Consider the following 15917-nt stretch of genomic DNA (forward strand, 5'->3'; position numbering starts at 1 on the left):
TCTGCAGCGTCAGGAGCTCGCCCGTTCACGATTGGCCTTTGCCCACTGGTAAATCCGCTCAAAGGCCTCGGCCAGGTTGTGCGGATTATGGGGCGGCTGGATCACGGCAGCTAGTTCCCCGTCGGGGTTCAGAAGCGCAAAGTGGCCGCTGTGGTCCACCAGCAGCTCGCCGTCCACCTCGCGCTGGACAAACACGGCGTTCAGGCTCTTGGCCAATTCCCGCAGGGTGTCCAGATCTCCGGTCAGACCATGGAAATTTTCACCGAAGAAGTCCGTGTAGGCTTTGAGTTTCTCCGGCGTATCGTGCTCCGGGTCAGCGCTGACCAGCAGATAGTCAGGCTGGGGCAATTCCTTCGACAGCAGCTTGTCGGTCTGGCGCAAATTGGCCATGGCCGCCGGGCAGATATCCGGGCAATTGGTGTAGCCCACGAATGCAATGGTCCAGCGACCCCTCAGGCTATCCCTTGTGACCGTTTCACCGTTCTCGTCCGTCAACGTAAATTCCGCCAGCTGCCGTGGCTGGTCATAAACATAGGTGTTGAAATCCGTCAGCTCCGGCGCCGGAATCGGTTCCTCGTTGCCCACCAGGAACACCTGGCGGCCGACAACCAGTCCGAAGATCAGAACGACGATTAACAGCAGGAAAAAAAGGGTAAGGCGAACAGAGCTGGATGTTTTCATGGATCGTCCAATTCGATAGTCAGATAAGCAGGCGGGGATGGCTTTTCACAGAGCCATCCCCGCCTGCGTCAACTCTCTGACTCAGAAGAATACAAAATGATCCACAAGCAATACCACAAACAGGGCCATGAGGTAAGTGATGGAATACTTGAAGGTATTCAGGGCCACCCGCCGATCGTCACCCTTCAACAGCCTTACCGCATACTGTAGAAAGCGCAGGCCAAGGGCCAGCGCGCCCACCAGGTAGATACCGCCGGACATGCCTGTGACAAAAGGTAGCAGACTGACCGCCAGCAACATCAGGGTGTAGAGCAGGATGTGCAGCTCGGTGAACTTGTTGCCATGGGTGACCGGCAGCATGGGAATGCCCGCCTTGGCGTACTCTTCCTTGCGATGGATAGCCAGAGCCCAGAAATGCGGCGGGGTCCAGGCAAAAATGATCAGCACCAGCAGCAGAGCGTGGCCCTCAACCTGGCCGGTCACAGCGGTCCAGCCCAACAGCGGTGGCATGGCACCGGCAAGGCCACCGATGGTGATGTTCTGAGGCGTAGCCCGCTTGAGGAACAGGGTATAGACACCGGCATAGCCCACCAGGGACGCGAGGGTCAGCCAGGCGGTGAGGTGGTTCACCTGCCACATCAGCACGGCCATACCAACACACGCGAGTATCGTTGCGAACAGGACCGCATCCAGAGGCGAGATCTTGCCTGTGGCCACCGGGCGCTTGCGGGTGCGAGCCATGACGGTGTCAATTTTCTGGTCTACCACATGGTTGACCACCGCAGCCGCGCCGGCCAACAGGGCGATACCCAGATTGCCCCAGACCAACACGCTCCAACCAGGCACGCCTGGCGCCGCCAGCAGCATCCCGATAACCGATGTGAGGATCATCAGCGCGACAACCCTGGGCTTGGTCAGCTCCAGGTAGTCACGCCAGGAAATGGTTGTTCTGGAGTCGCTCGCAATTGCCTGGGCCGGCAGTGCTTCCACTTGCTCGCTCATGCCGTAACCTCCTGGTTCATTGTTGTTGTGTGTGTTGACGGGATGCTATGTGGTTTGAGTAATAGCTGATGCCGCCAGATCAGGTGAATGAGTGACAGAAGCAGACCTGCGCCCATGGCGTTGTGGGCCACGGCGATGGACAGCGGAATATGGAAAATAACGTTGGCGAGGCCCAGCAGGATCTGAACACCCAGCAGGACCGCCACCAGCCGAATGGCGTTATCCAGGCCGGAATCACCACGTCGCCGCCACATCAACGCCAGTAAAGCGGTGAAATAGACCAGCACCAGCATGGCACCGAGTCTGTGAGTGACATGAATGGCCACCCGGCCATCCGCCGTCAGCTGGCCACCCAGGTAGTTCGGGCCCACGTGCTGGGTCACGTCAAAGCCGTGCCGGAAATCCATGCCCTCAGGCCACCACTGGCCCTGGCACGTAGGCAGATCGGTACAGGCAACGGCCGCGTAATTGGCTGCTGTCCAGGCGCCCAGGGCGATCTGCATCACCACTAACAGCAGCCCGCCATAGAGCCATGGCCGGAAACCGGACAGGGCATTTGATGGCGGTGGTTCCCGATCCGTTGCCTGTGTGGCCTTACGTCGCAACCGGAAGGCCAGCAGCGTCAGGAGACTCAGGGTGGTAAAGCCGCCAAGCAGGTGCAGCGCCACTACCTGGGGCCACAATTTCAGAGTCACTGTCCACATGCCGAAAGCGCCCTGAAGAATGATGAAACCGGCGATAAACAAAGGCAGCTTTACCGGAACACCCTGGCGCCGGTTACGAACCGCGTAGGCCGCCAGGCCGAACACCACCAGCCCCAGGGTGCCGGCGGCGTACCGGTGGATCATTTCGGGCCAGCCTTTTTGCACGTCCACCGGCGTGTCGGGAAAACGGGCATTCGCGATGGCAATGTTTGATTCGCTCTGGGGCACCGTGAGGAAACCGTAGCACCCGGGCCAGTCAGGACACCCGAGCCCCGCGTGCACCAGGCGGGTCCAGGCACCCAGCATGATCACGACAACCGCCAGCAGAACGGCAAAGGTTGCCCACTTTGCCATCTTGTGGGCTGCCATGGTTGGGGAAACAGATGACTGATTCAAGGCTGACTCTCCGCTCTGGCCATTAACCGATCTGCGACAGTTTGAGCAGGTGTTTCAGGTCCTCCAGCATATCCTTACCGGTATGCTCGGAACCGTAATGCATCATCACATTACCGAACGGATCAACCAGCAGGATGCGCGGCTCCGCTTCCGGATTGATACCGGATGGCCAGTCAGGCCGGGTACCCGCCGCAGGAACAAGGCGCTCCATGGAGCTGTATTCGGAAGACCAACGCGCCTGCAGATCGGAGGGCACACTACCCAGTGCGGCAGCCCGGGAGACTCGGTTGGCGTTCTTGCCAAGGGCGATATTCACCTGCCTGGCCAGATAGAGCAGCTCTTCACACTGACTGCCACATTGGCCGGCAGCCACAATCATAAGCCAGTCCGGATCGATTTTGTCCGGGCCAAAGCGTTCTGCCAGCGGAGTACCGGAAGCCGTTTCGAGATTGAGCGTTGAGACCGGGGCCACTGGCTGAAGCAAAACGCCGTTATTGGTGTGGCCAGCCGGGTTCAGCCAGCCGGTGTAAAACATGATGGTTGCAACAATCATCGGGCCAAAACCCAGCGCAAACAGCAGGAACGCCGTGCGGCGACCGCGACGGGCCTGCTCGGGTGTGGGCCCTTCGTTCTGTTCCTCGTCGGATATCCGGTTAGCCATTGTCATTGTCATTATTGGCTCCTGTCTTTCGGTAACTCGCCACTATAGTCAATATAGTCAGCGCCACGGCCAGCGCAAACCATTGCGTGGCATATCCGTAATGGGTTTGTGGCCCCATCAGGTCAGGTTCCCAGTCAGCCCGGTAAGCGCCCGGTTGGCGATTGCCGGCGAGTCGGACGATTCTACCGGGAAGATCCGGAATCTCCTTTCGAGCGGCCTCCTCGGACAGACTCTGTACCCGCCGGGGCCACTGACCGCCTGCCTCTGGCTGATCCACCAGCACCGGCGGCACCGGATAGTCACTGACCCGTCCTTCCAGGGTAAAAATCCCTTCCGGCGTTTCCAGCTGCGGGAGCTGATCCCGGGTTCGCGGCGCCTGAACCCAACCGCGATTAACCACCACCGGCGGCCCGTCCAGAGGACGAAACTCTGTCAGGACTTCATAACCCGGGATGCCATCACGGGTCCGGTTATCCAGCAGCCAGTTTCGGCTTCCGTACATCCCGGTCAGTGTCAAAGGCCGACCACGGGTCAGATCACCGGACACCACGTCCTGCCAGGCCCGGTTTTCCGCTTCCTGCTGCCACTGGTTCAGCAGAAGCTGTTTTTCTTCCGCCCGATTCAGCTGCCAGACACCGAGGCCTATAAGTATGGGCAGGAAGACGCCGCTGAAAACCAGCAATCGCCAGTCAAAGTGCCATTGACGGTGTTGGCCCTGCGAATCAGACATGCTCTGCTATAGTGACCTCAACGGGTCTGGAACCTGTTCCTGCCCGTACATTCACTGCACCAACAAAAACAGGAACTCCCATGCTCAAGGGCTTTATCGTTTTTCTGATGCTTGCCGTCGTGGTGAGTCTGTTCAGTGGACTGTTCTTTCTCATCAAGGATGGAGGCAAAACCAACCGGGTGGTGAACTCCCTGGCGGTTCGGGTCACACTCAGCATACTGCTCCTGGCGGTCATTCTGATTTCGCTGTGGCAGGGCGCCCTGACATTGAACCCGACGCCCTGATCAGCCTTTTTTCAGAGAATGTAGACAAAGACAAAGAGACCAAGCCACACCACGTCCACAAAGTGCCAATACCAGGCCGCCGCTTCAAACCCGAAGTGATTATCGGCCGTGAAGTGGCCTTTGTTTATGCGAATCAGCATGATGATCAACATCAGTGACCCGAGAATCACATGCGCCCCGTGGAAGCCTGTCAGCATAAAGAAGGTGCTGCCGTAGATCCCGGATTGCAGAGTCAGGTCGAGGTCCTGGTAGGCGTGCATGTACTCGTAGCCCTGGACAAACACGAACACGATGGCCAGCGCGATGGTCAAGGCGAGCCAGAGCTTGGTTTTCGCCCGATTGCCGGCCTTCAGGGCATGGTGAGCCACGGTTACCGTGAAGGAAGATGTCACCAGCAGAATGGTATTCATTAACGGCAGACCCCAGGCACTGATGACCTCTTTGGGTCCGGGGTAGGCCTCCGGGCTAGGGTTATTGACGAGAGGCCAGCTCGACTGAAAGCCTTCCCACAGCATGTTGGAGGAACCCCGGTCGCCCTCGCCACCCAGCCAGGGCACAGCGAACACGCGAACGTAAAACAAGGCCCCGAAAAAGGCGGCGAAGAACATCACTTCCGAGAAAATAAACCAGCTCATCCCCCAGCGGAAAGATCGGTCCATCTGCGGACTGTATAGCCCGGCCTGGCTTTCCTTTATGACGTTCCCGAACCAGCCGAATAACATGTACGCCATGATGATGGCGCCAATCATGAACATGATCCAGGCACCGGTGGTGCTCTCGCCCTGCTTGCCGTTGACCATGATGGCCGCAACCCCGTAGAGGGTCACGCCGAGGCCAACGGTCGCAATGATGGGCCACTTGCTCTGTTCCGGAACGTAGTAGGTCTGGTTTTCCGCCATGACAGTCTCCGATGGCTTATCCGTTATCGTTTGTTGTTGTGTCTTTCCGGGAAGTTTGCGTTACCGCCGGCTGCTTGCCCTGATCGTAAAGCGTGTAGGACAGGGTGAGTTTGGTGATGTGCGCCGGCAGGTCTTTATCGACGATAAAAATCAGAGGCATTTCAGTGCTCTCGCCGGCTTGAAGTGGTTGCTGGTTGAAGCAGAAGCACTCGGTCTTGTGGAAGTAGAGCGTGCCCTCCGAGGGCGCAAGGCTGGGAACCGCCTGCCCGACCATAGGCTCGGTCGTGGGGTTCTCCGCGTAGAAATTCACCGTTGTCGGCTCACCGGGGTGCACCTCCACGGAACGCACAACCGGGCGAAACTTCCAGGTCATTCCCGGGCCATTGGACGCAAGAAACTGTACTTTCACCGTCCGGCTCATGTCCGCTTCGGCCACCTCGGTGGACTCGTATCGCCCGCCGGTTTTGCCGTTTATCCCGGTAATCTCACAGAACACGTCGTAGAGCGGCACCATGGCAAAGCCGAAGGCAAACATGCCAACCACCCCGGCCAGGCACCAACCGACAACACGGTTGGTGCTACGGGATGCGCCTGCCTTGTTTGCCTGCTGGTTCGACATGGTGCCGGCCTCCGGTTACTTCACTTCCGGTGGTGTCGAGAAGGTGTGGTAAGGCGCCGGTGAGGGCACAGTCCACTCGAGACCTTCTGCACCATCCCATGGCTTGGCAGCCGCCTCTTTGCCACCCCTGATGCACTTGACCACGATAAACAGGAACAACAGCTGTGTGGCACCGAACATGAAGGCCCCGACACTGGAAACCATGTTGAAATCAGCGAACTGCAGCGCGTAATCCGGAATCCGGCGTGGCATGCCGGCGAGTCCCAGGAAGTGCATCGGGAAGAACGCCAGGTTCATGCCAATAAAAGACAGCCAGAAATGGGTCTTGGCCAGGGTTTCGTCATACATGTGACCGGTCCACTTGGGCAGCCAGAAGTAAGCCGAAGCGAAGATCCCGAAGATGGCGCCCGGCACCAGCACATAGTGGAAGTGGGCAACCACGAAATAGGTGTCGTGGTACTGGAAGTCAGCCGGCGCAATGGCCAGCATCAGACCGGAAAAACCTCCAATGGTAAACAGGATCACAAAGGCCACGGCAAACAACATGGGCGCCTCAAAGGTAAGAGAACCCCGGAACATGGTCGCCACCCAGTTGAACACCTTCACCCCGGTGGGCACCGCGATCAGCATGGTGGCGTACATGAAGAACAGCTGGCCAACGATGGGAATACCAACGGTGAACATGTGGTGTGCCCAGACCACGAAAGACAGCAGGGCAATGGCACCGACCGCATAGACCATGGAGGCATAGCCAAACAGGGGTTTGCGGGAAAATGCCGGAATGATATGGGAGACCGCTCCGAAGGCCGGGAGGATCATGATGTATACCTCGGGGTGCCCGAAGAACCAGAACACGTGCTGGAACAGTACCGGATCGCCGCCGCCGGAGGCGTCAAAGAAGCTGGTACCGAAGTTGATGTCCATCAGCATCATGGTCACAACACCAGCCAGGACCGGCATCACAGCAATCAGTAGGAACGCCGTAATCAGCCAGGTCCAGACGAACAGGGGCATCTTCATCAGGGTCATGCCCGGCGCCCGGAGGTTCAGGATGGTGGCGATCACGTTGATCGCGCCCATGATCGAAGAGATACCCATGATGTGGACAGCGAAAATAAAGAAGGTAGTGCTCGGCGGCCCATAGGTTGTGGACAGGGGCGCGTAGAAGGTCCAGCCGAAGTTGGGACCGCCGCCTTCCATGAACAGGGTGGAAACCAGAATCAGGAACGCGCAGGGCAGCAGCCAGAAGCTCCAGTTGTTCATCCGGGGCAGCGCCATGTCGGGGGCGCCGATCATCAGCGGCAGCATCCAGTTGGCAAGGCCGACAAACGCCGGCATGACCGCACCAAAGACCATGATCAGACCATGCATCGTGGTCATCTGGTTGAAGAATTCCGGCTGCACGATTTGCAGCCCGGGCTGGAAGAGTTCTGCCCGGATGACCATGGCCATGCTCCCGCCCAACAGGAACATGGCGAAGCTGAATATCAGGTACATGGTCCCGATATCCTTGTGGTTCGTGGTCAGCAGCCAGCGGCTGATGCCTTTTGCCGGGCCGTGATGATGATCCTGGGCGTGGGTATCTGCAACCGCACTCATGAAAACCCCCGTTACCGCCATTTATTGTGGCTGGTGATATCTGTTATCTGGCGTTGATTACTGCTGGTTCTTGTAATCAAAAATTTCTTTCGGAGTGACCATTTCACCGGTGTTGTTACCCCAGGCGTTCCGCTCGTAGGTAATCACCGCGGCGAGGTCCACTTCGCTCAACTGGCTGCCAAACGCCTGCATAGAGGTGCCGGCCTTGCCATTCACGACAATATCGATGTGCGCCGCCATGTCCTCGGTCGCAATCGGACTGCCCTTGAGCGCCGGGAATGCCGGGGGAGCACCACTGCCGTCGGCCTGATGGCAGGCAGCACAAGCGGTCTGATAGGCTTTTTCGCCCCGTTCCATCAGCTCGGCCATGGTCCAGTCTTTCTGGGTCAACTGGCGCTCGCGCTCGGCAGCTGCCTTCTTCTCCGCAACCCAGGCGTTGTACTCCTCCTCGGGAACGGCTTCGACAACCACCGGCATGAAGCCATGGTCCTTGCCACAAAGCTCGGTGCACTGACCGCGATAAATGCCGGGCTTGTCGACCCGAGTCCAGGTCTCGTTGATGAAGCCCGGAATCGCATCTTTCTTGACGCCGAAGTCAGGCACCCACCAGGAGTGGATAACATCGTTGGCCGTCACCAGAAAACGGATCTTTTTCCCGACCGGAATCACGAGATGGTTGTCCACCTCGAGAAGGTAGTTTTCACCTTTGGCCTGTCGGTTCTCAATCTGGTCTCGTGGTGTCGCCAGGTTGGAAAAGTAGCCAAAGTCTTCATTGATGTATTCGTATTGCCACTTCCATTGATACCCGGTGACCTTTATGTCGACCTCCGATTCGGTGGTGTCATACATATCGACCAGGGTTGCGGTGGCAGGAATCGCCATAACAACGAGGATTACAAACGGTATGATGGTCCAGAGAATCTCTACCAGAGTATTTTCATGAAAGTTGGCCGGTTTGGCGCCCTGGGATTTTCGGTGGGCAAAAATAGACCAGAACATGACTCCGAAGACCACGACGCCAATGACGACGCAGATCCAGAGTATGGTCATGTGAAGGCTGAAAATTTCGTTACTGGTGCCGGTCACCCCCGGGGTCATGTTCAGTGTCCAGTCCGCCATGGACCAGGCGGGGAACATCAGACCGCCTAAAAGGGCACCTGCCCGCTGAGCGTGCACGCGCATACTGTGTCTCCACAGAGTGTTATTCTTGTCGGATTTTGCGTTATCCCACCGGCCTGACTGGCGCTCGCATACACCGGAAAAACCAGAGTGGAAGCCTGCTTACGGATACCTCAGATTCGAGTATAGACACAGATCAAAAAAAGACTAAAAAATCGGCTAAATCCAAAAAAGCTAACCGCGGAATTTTAAGACTTAAAAAGAATATGACTTTTAACCTGCCGACAACCGACCGGCGTCTCTGGGCTCTGGCCTGGCCATTGATGCTCACCAACCTCACTGTTCCTCTTCTGGGGTTGGTGGATACTGCCGTGCTCGGCCACCTGGAAAGTCCCGAGTTTTTGGGGGCCGTTGCTGTCGGCGCCAATCTGTTCAGCATCCTGTACTGGACCTTTGGCTTCATGCGCATGGGCACGACCGGCCTGGCCGCCCAGGCCTGGGGCAAGCGGGACAGCTTCAGCCAGGTGGCATTGCTACTTCGCTCGATCCTGTTGGCAACCGGTATCGGCCTGCTACTGATTCTGTTTCACCAGCCACTAATCCAGACCGGCCTGAGCCTGATGAACCCCAGCGACAACGTTACGGAACTGGCGGCCGAGTATGCGGGGATGCGGATCTGGAGCGCGCCGGCCGTTCTTTGCCAGTACACGCTGGTTGGCTGGCTCATCGGCACCCAGTTTCCGCGGGGCCCGATGATCATGCTGATTGCGGCAAACGGCCTGAACATCGTGCTGGATATCCTTTTTGTTACTGTGCTTGGCTGGAACAGCCGGGGCGTGGCCATTGCCACTGTGATCGCCGAATACGGGGCCGCCACCATCGGTTTCCTGATCGTTTTAGGGCGAATGCCTGAGGGACAAGGGCTGACGAGGGCTCTGTTCGGCAAGCTCGAGGATTACCTGAAGATCCTCCGGGTCAACCGCTACATCATGGTTCGCACCATCGCGCTGTTGTTGGTGCTGGCATTCTTTACTGCCCAGGGCGCCCGCCAGGGAGACACCATCCTCGCCGCCAATGCCGTTCTGATCACCTTTCTTCTATTGATCTCCAACGCCCTGGACGGTTTTGCCAATGCCGCCGAAGCGCTGATTGGCGAGGCCATCGGCAAAGGCAGCCGACGGCGTTTCCGGGTCGTCTTTCGAAGTGCCCTGCGATGGTCACTCTGGGGCGCCCTGTTACTCACTATTGTTTTCGTTGCCGGCGGACATTGGCTCATTGCACTGTTGACCGGTATCGAAGAGGTAAGAAGCACCGCCTGGCGTTACCTGCCATGGCTCTGGCTGCTACCTTTTGCCGCAGTCTGGGGCTTTCTTCTCGATGGTATTTTTATCGGAGCAACCCGGACCCGGGACATGCAGAACACCATGCTGTTTTCGGCCCTGGCCGTGTTTGCACCGGTATGGTGGCTGACCACCGGTTGGGGCAACCACGGGCTCTGGTTCGCACTGATCTCCCTTATGGTGGCTCGGGCCCTGAGCATGGGGTGGCTCTGCTGGTCCCACACCAGAAACGATCGTTGGTTCCAGAGCCAGTGATCCAGATTCAATCTGTAACATTACAGCCGGGTATTTTCACCACAGCGGAAAAGCAGCCCCAAAAATCTCGGCTACACTTGTCTGAACAGGCAGGCACGATGTGGTAGCCAGCCCTCTTCTCCTGCCCCGGAACTCGTTGCTATCAGTTGCTAACAACGGGAGGCGCCTTGCGACCTCAATTCGTTCAGACATTGGCTTCTCCTGAAATGACACCACAGGTAGTCCTTGAGATTATTGACCAGGCGCGGCGCAAGGAAGCCCGCTCCGGGACCTTCCTCCGACAGCTTCACGAAAAGGTTGCCGCGCTGCCGTCTGCGGTCACTATTGAGGGTTATCAGCCCGCCACCTGCCTGTTCCAGTTCGTGGTTGAGTACATCGAAATGGCACCAAGGCTGATCGAGTGCGTTGAAGCCTGTGCCCGGGAAGCCGGAAAAGCCGATCTGTTTGAGCCCTTTGTGACTGCCGCCATTCGCTATTTCACCCAGCCATCAGCGCTCCTGGTGCGTTATGACGGTCTCGATGGCCTGCTGATCCGCGCCTACCTTTGCCACAGGCTGATGGAAGAAATGTACGAAAACAACCGATGTACCCGAGCCAGCGAAATCGTGGATATGGAAGCAACTCGTGCTAATCTTCTGGCTCATCAGCTTATCGGCGAGCCCTTTGCCAACGAGCTGGACGACTCCATCACCGTAACCGTATTGCAGATAGCCGGCACGCCGGACTATTACGAGCTGAACCTCGACCCGTTTGTCGAGCAGGTGAACAACGCCGCGTGGGACTGGATGCGGCATTACTGGGAAAATCTGCTGGTAAGGAACCACATTCGATTCTCCCTCGGTTCCGGCCTGGCCTGACAGGTTCAGAGGTTTAATGAGAGTATCAGTGATTGCAGTACTGGCGGGCCTGTTAATGCCTGCCATATCAGTAACAGCCAACGCCTATGAGCTGTCCGTCACCGTTACCCTGGATGGCAGCACCGAGCCCGTGGCCAATGCTGTGGTTTCCGTAGACAGCACCCGTCCGGCAACCCCGGTTTCTGCCGAAATCTATCAGAAGGATCGCGCCTTCCATCCGCACGTGCTGGTGGTGCCAGTCGGCTCCAGCGTGGATTTTCCGAATCGCGACAATACCCAGCACCACGTGTATTCCTTCTCGCCGGCGAAAACCTTCAACATTGAACTTTACGCCGACCGCCCGGCGGCTCCAATTGTTTTCGACACGCCGGGCATCGTTGAACTGGGATGCAACATTCACGATCACATGCAGGGCTTTGTGGTGGTCACCGACACCGCTGCCATCGGCCGGACGGATGCCTCCGGCCGGGTCACTCTGTCGCTCGACACTCTGGCCAGCGAGGGCCGCCGGGACAAGGTGACACTTGAGATCTGGCACCCACGCCTGCCAGATAACACCCGCCCGGTCACCCGCAAAATCGAACGTGACAGCGAGCCCGCAATCGTCACCCTCAATCTTGAGCCCGAGCCTTCCGAAGAGGGCTCGCTGGACCGTCTCCAGCAACGCTTTCGGGAACTTTGATGGGTCTGGTATCTCGTCTCGGATTCCGGGGCCGGCTTATTGCCGCCATGATCTCGCTGGTGGCGCTGGTCAGTCTGGTGATCGTCGCCTTGCTGATGGTGTACCTGTTCGAGGATGAAAAAAGCAGGGCACTGGAACAGCTGGCTATCGGGGAGCGGCTGACCAACGAGGTCATTGACCGCCGAACCGAACTGGAACTGTCCCGGCTCAGTGTTGTGGTGCAGGATTTCGGCTTTCGCTCCGCCATTGCCAGCCGCGACCCGGCAACCATCGACAGTGCCCTGGAAAACCACAGCGGCAGGGTGGGTGCCGACTTCGCGCTCTTGCTGGACAGTCAGGGAGAGCCCCTGGCCTCGACCCTGCAAAACTCTTTTCCTGCAGTCAGCCAGGAACAGCTGACAAGCACCCGCCGCAACGGATTTACCCGGTCACTTCGGGCCATTGATGGCAGGGGCTACGAGATTCTCATCATCCCGATAGAAGCCCCGGGGCTTCGGGCCTCGCTGGTCAGCGGCTTTGCCATGGACCAGTCCCTGGCGGAGGTCATCGCCCGGCTCAGTGGCACCTCGGTGATCTTCCGGGCGCGATCGAACCAGAACGACAGCCTGAACAGTTTTGCCGCCACCACCAGCATCGATGCCAAGCTGGAACAGGAGCTTTCAGACGCATCCGGCAACGCCAATTTCATCGAAAGTGCCGGTTATTTCACCCGGATAATCAACCTGGGCGAATCAGACCCCGCCGCCGTCCAGGCCGTGCTCCTGATCAGCCGTGATGCCACGCTCCAGAACTACTACCAACGAGCGGTGGAAATTGCCCTGTTGGTGACCGCTATCCTGATTTTCGCCATTCTGCTGGCGCTGGTCATTGCCCGAAACCTCGGGCGCCCGGTGTTGCAGCTGGCAAGCTACGCGCGGGCTATCGGTGAGGGCACGACGCCCCAGGCACCGGCAATCCGGGCCGGCGGCGAACTGACCCAGCTCCGGAACGCCCTGCGGGACATGCTGTCTGGCCTTCGGGAACGGGAAGCCCAGATCCGCTATGCGGCAACCCACGATGACGTCACCGGACTGAAAAACCGCAACGCTCTGATGCAGGAGGCCGCCGAACTGTTTGAAAACCGTGGCACGGGTTCACTGGTGGGGATCCGGCTCAACGACCTCTCCGACATCAATGACACGCTGGGGCTGGAATTCGGCGACAAGGTCCTGATCGATATTGCAAAGCGCCTGCAGCAGGAACTCCCGGACGCCCGCATCCTTGCCCGCACCGGCGGCGGCGAATTCCTGGCCCTGATTCCTTCACTGCCCCCGGAGCAAGGCAGTGACAGAATCCGGCAACTGCACGCGCTCATCGAATCTCCCTTGCAGGTAGACCAGACCCCCTTCTCCCTCAGGGTCACCATCGTCACCATGGAACTGCCGGAAGATGCCTCGGATACCGATGCCCTGCGTCGCCGGCTCAATCTCACCTTCGAGCAGGCCGAGGCCCATCCCGAAGCCTTCACCCGCTACAAGCCCGGACAGGATGAAAGTCATCTCCGGGAACTGAAACTGGTTACCGATCTGCACGCCGCAATCCTGAATAACGGGTTGCACATGAACTATCAGCCAAAACTGAACAGCCAGACCGGCGAGCTGGTTCAGGTGGAGGCCCTGGTACGCTGGATTCACCCGGAGCTGGGTTTCATATCCCCGGAGGAGTTCATCTTTCTTGCCGAGCAGTCAGGACAAATCCACGATCTGACCGCCCATATCCTTCAACGGGTCGCCAGCGATGCCCGGCGGTGGCACGAACAGGGTGTAGATGCAGGCGTCGCCATCAACCTGTCCGCCATGGACCTGACGTGGCCCGCCCTTATCCAACACATTGGTGACACCTTCCATGGCTGGCATCACGATCTGGAGCGGGTCACCCTGGAAGTCACCGAAAGCGCCCTGATGGAAGACCCGGAAGAGGCGATGGCGACACTGAACCGGCTCCGGGAGCTCGGCGTAACCCTGTCGGTAGACGACTTCGGTACCGGTTATTCCTCGCTGTCCCAGTTGCGCAAGCTCCCGGTACAGGAGCTGAAAATCGACAAGTCGTTCGTGCTCAAGCTGGATACCGAGCCCCAGGACCAGCTGATTGTGCGTTCCACCATTGATATGGCCCATGGCCTCGGACTGAAAGTCGTGGCCGAAGGCATCGAGAACCTGGAGGCCTGGCGCCTTCTGCAGCATTGGGGCTGCAACCTGGCCCAAGGCTTCTACCTGAGCCGTCCGGTCGCACCGGAGGACCTGCCTGAAACAGCCCGCGCCCTGGCTGAACGCCGGGAGGAATTGACCCATACCAACCCGGAGTATTCAGAATGACAGCAAGATGCCTGGTGACAATGGCCATGGCACTACTGATCGCACCGGTGGCCGGCGCCGATATTGGCAGCCGGATCTGGGCGACCGGGGGCGTTACCACCATTGAGGGCAGTGCCGGCGGCGGCCTGGTGCCCTGGGCACTGCTTGGAAGCTACGCCAGCGACGAGGAGTGGGGCGGCACCCTGGCACTCAGCCGGGCCGAAGTGGACGATTACTCGCTCTCGGTGACCGGTGCCGGCCTGAACTGGAATAACCGGCTGGAGCTCACCGTGGCGCGGCAGATCCTGGATCTGGACAGCCTGGCGTTTACCCTCAAAGACGGCTTCGGCCTGGAACAGGACGAGCTGAACCAGGATATTTTCGGCGCCAAGGTTCGGCTTGCCGGTGATGTGTTGTACAGCCCCTGGGGCCAGTGGTCTGCGGGTTTGCAGTACAAGCGCCAGCGTGATTTCACAGTGCCGTCGGCGATCGGTGCCCGGGATGACAGTGGCACCGATGTGTATGTCAGTGGCAGCAAGCTGTTCTTTGCCGCCTTGATGGAGCGCAACCTGCTGGTAAATCTGACCGCGCGGGGGACGCGAGCCAACCAGGGCGGACTGCTGGGTTTTGGCGGGGACCGTAACAACAGCCACGAACTGATGATGGAGGGCATCGTCGGGCTTTTCCTGAATCGTCAGTGGCTGGTAGGTGCCGAATACCGGCAAAAGCCGGACAACTTGAGCTTTGCCACCGAAGACGACTGGTGGGACCTTTTTGTCGCCTGGGTTCCGGACCGTCGCCTGGCGGTCACAGGCGCTCTGGTCAACCTGGGTGACGTTGCCACACTGGAAGACCAGCAAGGTCTGTATCTGTCGCTGCAGGGGAGTTTCTGATTATGGCAAAACCGAACCTCAAGCTTCTGATCGCCGCTCTGCTGTTCGGGACAACCGTGGTTCTGGCTGGCTGCCAGAGTCTGAACAGTCAACCTGATGAAACCCTGTATCAGCAGCTCGGTGAACGGGAAGGCATCGCAAACGTGGTGGAGGACCTGCTTTACCTGATCGTCGAGGATGAGCGCATCAACCGACAGTTCAAAGGCATGGATGTCGCCCAGTTCCACCACAATCTCACGGATCAGCTGTGCGAGCTCAGTGGCGGACCCTGCACCTACACCGGGCGGGAGATGCGCGAACTGCATTCCGACATGGCCATCACCGACACCCAGTTCAATGCCCTGGCGGAAAACCTGATCCTGGCGATGGAGAAGAACGATATTCCCACGGGCGCCCAGAACCGGCTGATCAAACAGCTTCTTCCGCTGTATCCTGACATTCGCAACCTATAGAACGGAGACCCGAACCTTGCTCGAAAACGCTGATCTGGGAAAACTGATTATCCGCCTGACCCTGGGCGGGCTGATGCTGTTCCATGGCATTGCCAAACTGCTTAACGGTGTTGGTTTTATCGAAGGCGAACTGGCCAGCCACGGCCTGCCTACCTTTCTTGCCTACGGAGTATTTATAGGCGAAATCATCGCACCTCTGATGGTGGTCCTGGGCTATCAGACCCGGATCGGCGCCCTGCTGATCATTTTCAACATGCTGTTTGCCATTATCCTGGTTCACGGCAACGAGCTTCTGAGCCTTGGCCGCAGTGGCGGCTGGGCGCTGGAACTGCAGGGTTTCTTCCTGTTTACGGCCGTGGCGGTCATTTTCCTGGGGCCGGGGCGTTACAAGCTGAAGAACTGACTGGCGAC

The 15917-nt window shown here is 58.5% G+C and carries 17 protein-coding genes; 8 read left to right on the forward strand and 9 right to left on the reverse strand.

All coding sequences use genetic code 11. From position 1 onward, the window contains the following. Positions 1-9: 9 nt before the first annotated feature. From ACWJ62_RS07950 to ACWJ62_RS07970, 5 genes are all read right to left on the reverse strand, one after another. Positions 10-681 carry an SCO family protein gene (locus ACWJ62_RS07950; RefSeq protein ID WP_449285695.1) on the reverse strand — a complete coding sequence of 224 codons (672 nt, stop codon included), beginning with the start codon at positions 679-681 and terminating at the stop codon, positions 10-12. An 81-nt stretch (positions 682-762) separates the two neighbouring features. Beyond that, on the reverse strand, positions 763-1683 hold the full coding sequence (gene cyoE / locus ACWJ62_RS07955) for a heme o synthase (protein WP_449285696.1): 921 nt from the start codon (positions 1681-1683) through the stop codon (positions 763-765). Beyond that, positions 1680-2756, reverse strand: a complete 1077-nt coding sequence (locus tag ACWJ62_RS07960) for a COX15/CtaA family protein (RefSeq protein WP_449286158.1) — start codon at positions 2754-2756, stop codon at positions 1680-1682. Before ACWJ62_RS07960 ends, cyoE begins: the two co-directional genes overlap by 4 nt. A 49-nt stretch (positions 2757-2805) precedes the next feature. After that, a complete protein-coding gene (locus ACWJ62_RS07965; protein WP_449286159.1) occupies positions 2806-3444 on the reverse strand; it encodes a hypothetical protein in 639 nt (212 codons plus the stop codon). Continuing rightward, entirely contained in the window at positions 3437-4174 is a 738-nt protein-coding gene (locus tag ACWJ62_RS07970) for an SURF1 family protein (RefSeq protein WP_449285697.1), read from the reverse strand. Before ACWJ62_RS07970 ends, ACWJ62_RS07965 begins: the two co-directional genes overlap by 8 nt. 80 nt (positions 4175-4254) lie before the next feature. Here ACWJ62_RS07970 and ACWJ62_RS07975 point away from each other — a divergent pair, with 80 nt between their 5' ends. Continuing rightward, entirely contained in the window at positions 4255-4458 is a 204-nt protein-coding gene (locus ACWJ62_RS07975; protein WP_449285698.1) for a twin transmembrane helix small protein, read from the forward strand. 11 nt (positions 4459-4469) lie between these two features. On the opposite strand, the gene ACWJ62_RS07980 is transcribed toward ACWJ62_RS07975, so the two are convergent. From ACWJ62_RS07980 to coxB, 4 genes are read right to left on the reverse strand one after another with little or no spacing between them, the layout of a single operon-like run. Continuing rightward, positions 4470-5357: a cytochrome c oxidase subunit 3 gene (locus tag ACWJ62_RS07980; RefSeq protein ID WP_449285699.1), complete on the reverse strand. Its 888-nt coding sequence runs from the start codon at positions 5355-5357 to the stop codon at positions 4470-4472. 16 nt (positions 5358-5373) lie between these two features. Further along, positions 5374-5976 carry a cytochrome c oxidase assembly protein gene (locus ACWJ62_RS07985; protein ID WP_449285700.1) on the reverse strand — a complete coding sequence of 201 codons (603 nt, stop codon included), beginning with the start codon at positions 5974-5976 and terminating at the stop codon, positions 5374-5376. Positions 5977-5991: 15 nt separating this feature from the next. Beyond that, entirely contained in the window at positions 5992-7575 is a 1584-nt protein-coding gene (gene ctaD, locus ACWJ62_RS07990; protein WP_449285701.1) for a cytochrome c oxidase subunit I, read from the reverse strand. 57 nt (positions 7576-7632) lie between these two features. Beyond that, complete coding sequence (gene coxB, locus ACWJ62_RS07995) at positions 7633-8757, reverse strand: cytochrome c oxidase subunit II (RefSeq protein WP_449285702.1); 1125 nt, start codon at positions 8755-8757, stop codon at positions 7633-7635. Between the two features lie 203 nt (positions 8758-8960). On the opposite strand from coxB, the gene ACWJ62_RS08000 reads away from it, so the two are divergent. The 7 genes from ACWJ62_RS08000 to ACWJ62_RS08030 all read left to right on the forward strand — a co-directional run bounded on the left by ACWJ62_RS08000 (position 8961) and on the right by ACWJ62_RS08030 (position 15909). Beyond that, positions 8961-10289 carry an MATE family efflux transporter gene (locus ACWJ62_RS08000; RefSeq protein WP_449285703.1) on the forward strand — a complete coding sequence of 443 codons (1329 nt, stop codon included), beginning with the start codon at positions 8961-8963 and terminating at the stop codon, positions 10287-10289. A 206-nt stretch (positions 10290-10495) separates the two neighbouring features. Then, positions 10496-11146 carry a hypothetical protein gene (locus tag ACWJ62_RS08005; protein ID WP_449286160.1) on the forward strand — a complete coding sequence of 217 codons (651 nt, stop codon included), beginning with the start codon at positions 10496-10498 and terminating at the stop codon, positions 11144-11146. Positions 11147-11174: 28 nt separating this feature from the next. Next, positions 11175-11828 (forward strand): methylamine utilization protein, encoded by a 654-nt coding sequence (locus ACWJ62_RS08010; protein WP_449285704.1) that lies wholly within the window; start codon positions 11175-11177, stop codon positions 11826-11828. Next, on the forward strand, positions 11828-14182 hold the full coding sequence (locus tag ACWJ62_RS08015; RefSeq protein ID WP_449285705.1) for a putative bifunctional diguanylate cyclase/phosphodiesterase: 2355 nt from the start codon (positions 11828-11830) through the stop codon (positions 14180-14182). Before ACWJ62_RS08010 ends, ACWJ62_RS08015 begins: the two co-directional genes overlap by 1 nt. Further along, positions 14179-15054 carry a DUF3034 family protein gene (locus ACWJ62_RS08020; protein WP_449285706.1) on the forward strand — a complete coding sequence of 292 codons (876 nt, stop codon included), beginning with the start codon at positions 14179-14181 and terminating at the stop codon, positions 15052-15054. Before ACWJ62_RS08015 ends, ACWJ62_RS08020 begins: the two co-directional genes overlap by 4 nt. Positions 15055-15056: 2 nt before the next feature. Then, positions 15057-15506, forward strand: coding sequence for a group I truncated hemoglobin (locus ACWJ62_RS08025; RefSeq protein ID WP_449285707.1), 450 nt, complete (start codon positions 15057-15059; stop codon positions 15504-15506). 16 nt (positions 15507-15522) lie between these two features. Further along, entirely contained in the window at positions 15523-15909 is a 387-nt protein-coding gene (locus tag ACWJ62_RS08030; RefSeq protein ID WP_449285708.1) for a DoxX family protein, read from the forward strand. The last annotated feature ends 8 nt before the right edge of the window (positions 15910-15917 follow it).

This window comes from Marinobacter sp. PE14, from assembly GCF_053566155.1.

What these genes read in the sequence shown, in the direction of transcription:
- ctaD (WP_449285701.1), bottom strand. Translation starts at nt 7,575, where the DNA reads ATGAGTGCGGTTGCAGATACCCACGCCCAGGATCATCATCACGGCCCG.
- ACWJ62_RS08005 (WP_449286160.1), top strand. Translation starts at nt 10,496, where the DNA reads ATGACACCACAGGTAGTCCTTGAGATTATTGACCAGGCGCGGCGCAAG.
- ACWJ62_RS07960 (WP_449286158.1), bottom strand. Translation starts at nt 2,756, where the DNA reads ATGGCAGCCCACAAGATGGCAAAGTGGGCAACCTTTGCCGTTCTGCTG.
- ACWJ62_RS07985 (WP_449285700.1), bottom strand. Translation starts at nt 5,976, where the DNA reads ATGTCGAACCAGCAGGCAAACAAGGCAGGCGCATCCCGTAGCACCAAC.
- ACWJ62_RS07975 (WP_449285698.1), top strand. Translation starts at nt 4,255, where the DNA reads ATGCTCAAGGGCTTTATCGTTTTTCTGATGCTTGCCGTCGTGGTGAGT.
- ACWJ62_RS07970 (WP_449285697.1), bottom strand. Translation starts at nt 4,174, where the DNA reads ATGTCTGATTCGCAGGGCCAACACCGTCAATGGCACTTTGACTGGCGA.
- coxB (WP_449285702.1), bottom strand. Translation starts at nt 8,757, where the DNA reads ATGCGCGTGCACGCTCAGCGGGCAGGTGCCCTTTTAGGCGGTCTGATG.
- ACWJ62_RS07965 (WP_449286159.1), bottom strand. Translation starts at nt 3,444, where the DNA reads ATGGCTAACCGGATATCCGACGAGGAACAGAACGAAGGGCCCACACCC.
- ACWJ62_RS08015 (WP_449285705.1), top strand. Translation starts at nt 11,828, where the DNA reads ATGGGTCTGGTATCTCGTCTCGGATTCCGGGGCCGGCTTATTGCCGCC.
- ACWJ62_RS07980 (WP_449285699.1), bottom strand. Translation starts at nt 5,357, where the DNA reads ATGGCGGAAAACCAGACCTACTACGTTCCGGAACAGAGCAAGTGGCCC.
- ACWJ62_RS08025 (WP_449285707.1), top strand. Translation starts at nt 15,057, where the DNA reads ATGGCAAAACCGAACCTCAAGCTTCTGATCGCCGCTCTGCTGTTCGGG.
- ACWJ62_RS08000 (WP_449285703.1), top strand. Translation starts at nt 8,961, where the DNA reads ATGACTTTTAACCTGCCGACAACCGACCGGCGTCTCTGGGCTCTGGCC.
- ACWJ62_RS08020 (WP_449285706.1), top strand. Translation starts at nt 14,179, where the DNA reads ATGACAGCAAGATGCCTGGTGACAATGGCCATGGCACTACTGATCGCA.
- cyoE (WP_449285696.1), bottom strand. Translation starts at nt 1,683, where the DNA reads ATGAGCGAGCAAGTGGAAGCACTGCCGGCCCAGGCAATTGCGAGCGAC.
- ACWJ62_RS07950 (WP_449285695.1), bottom strand. Translation starts at nt 681, where the DNA reads ATGAAAACATCCAGCTCTGTTCGCCTTACCCTTTTTTTCCTGCTGTTA.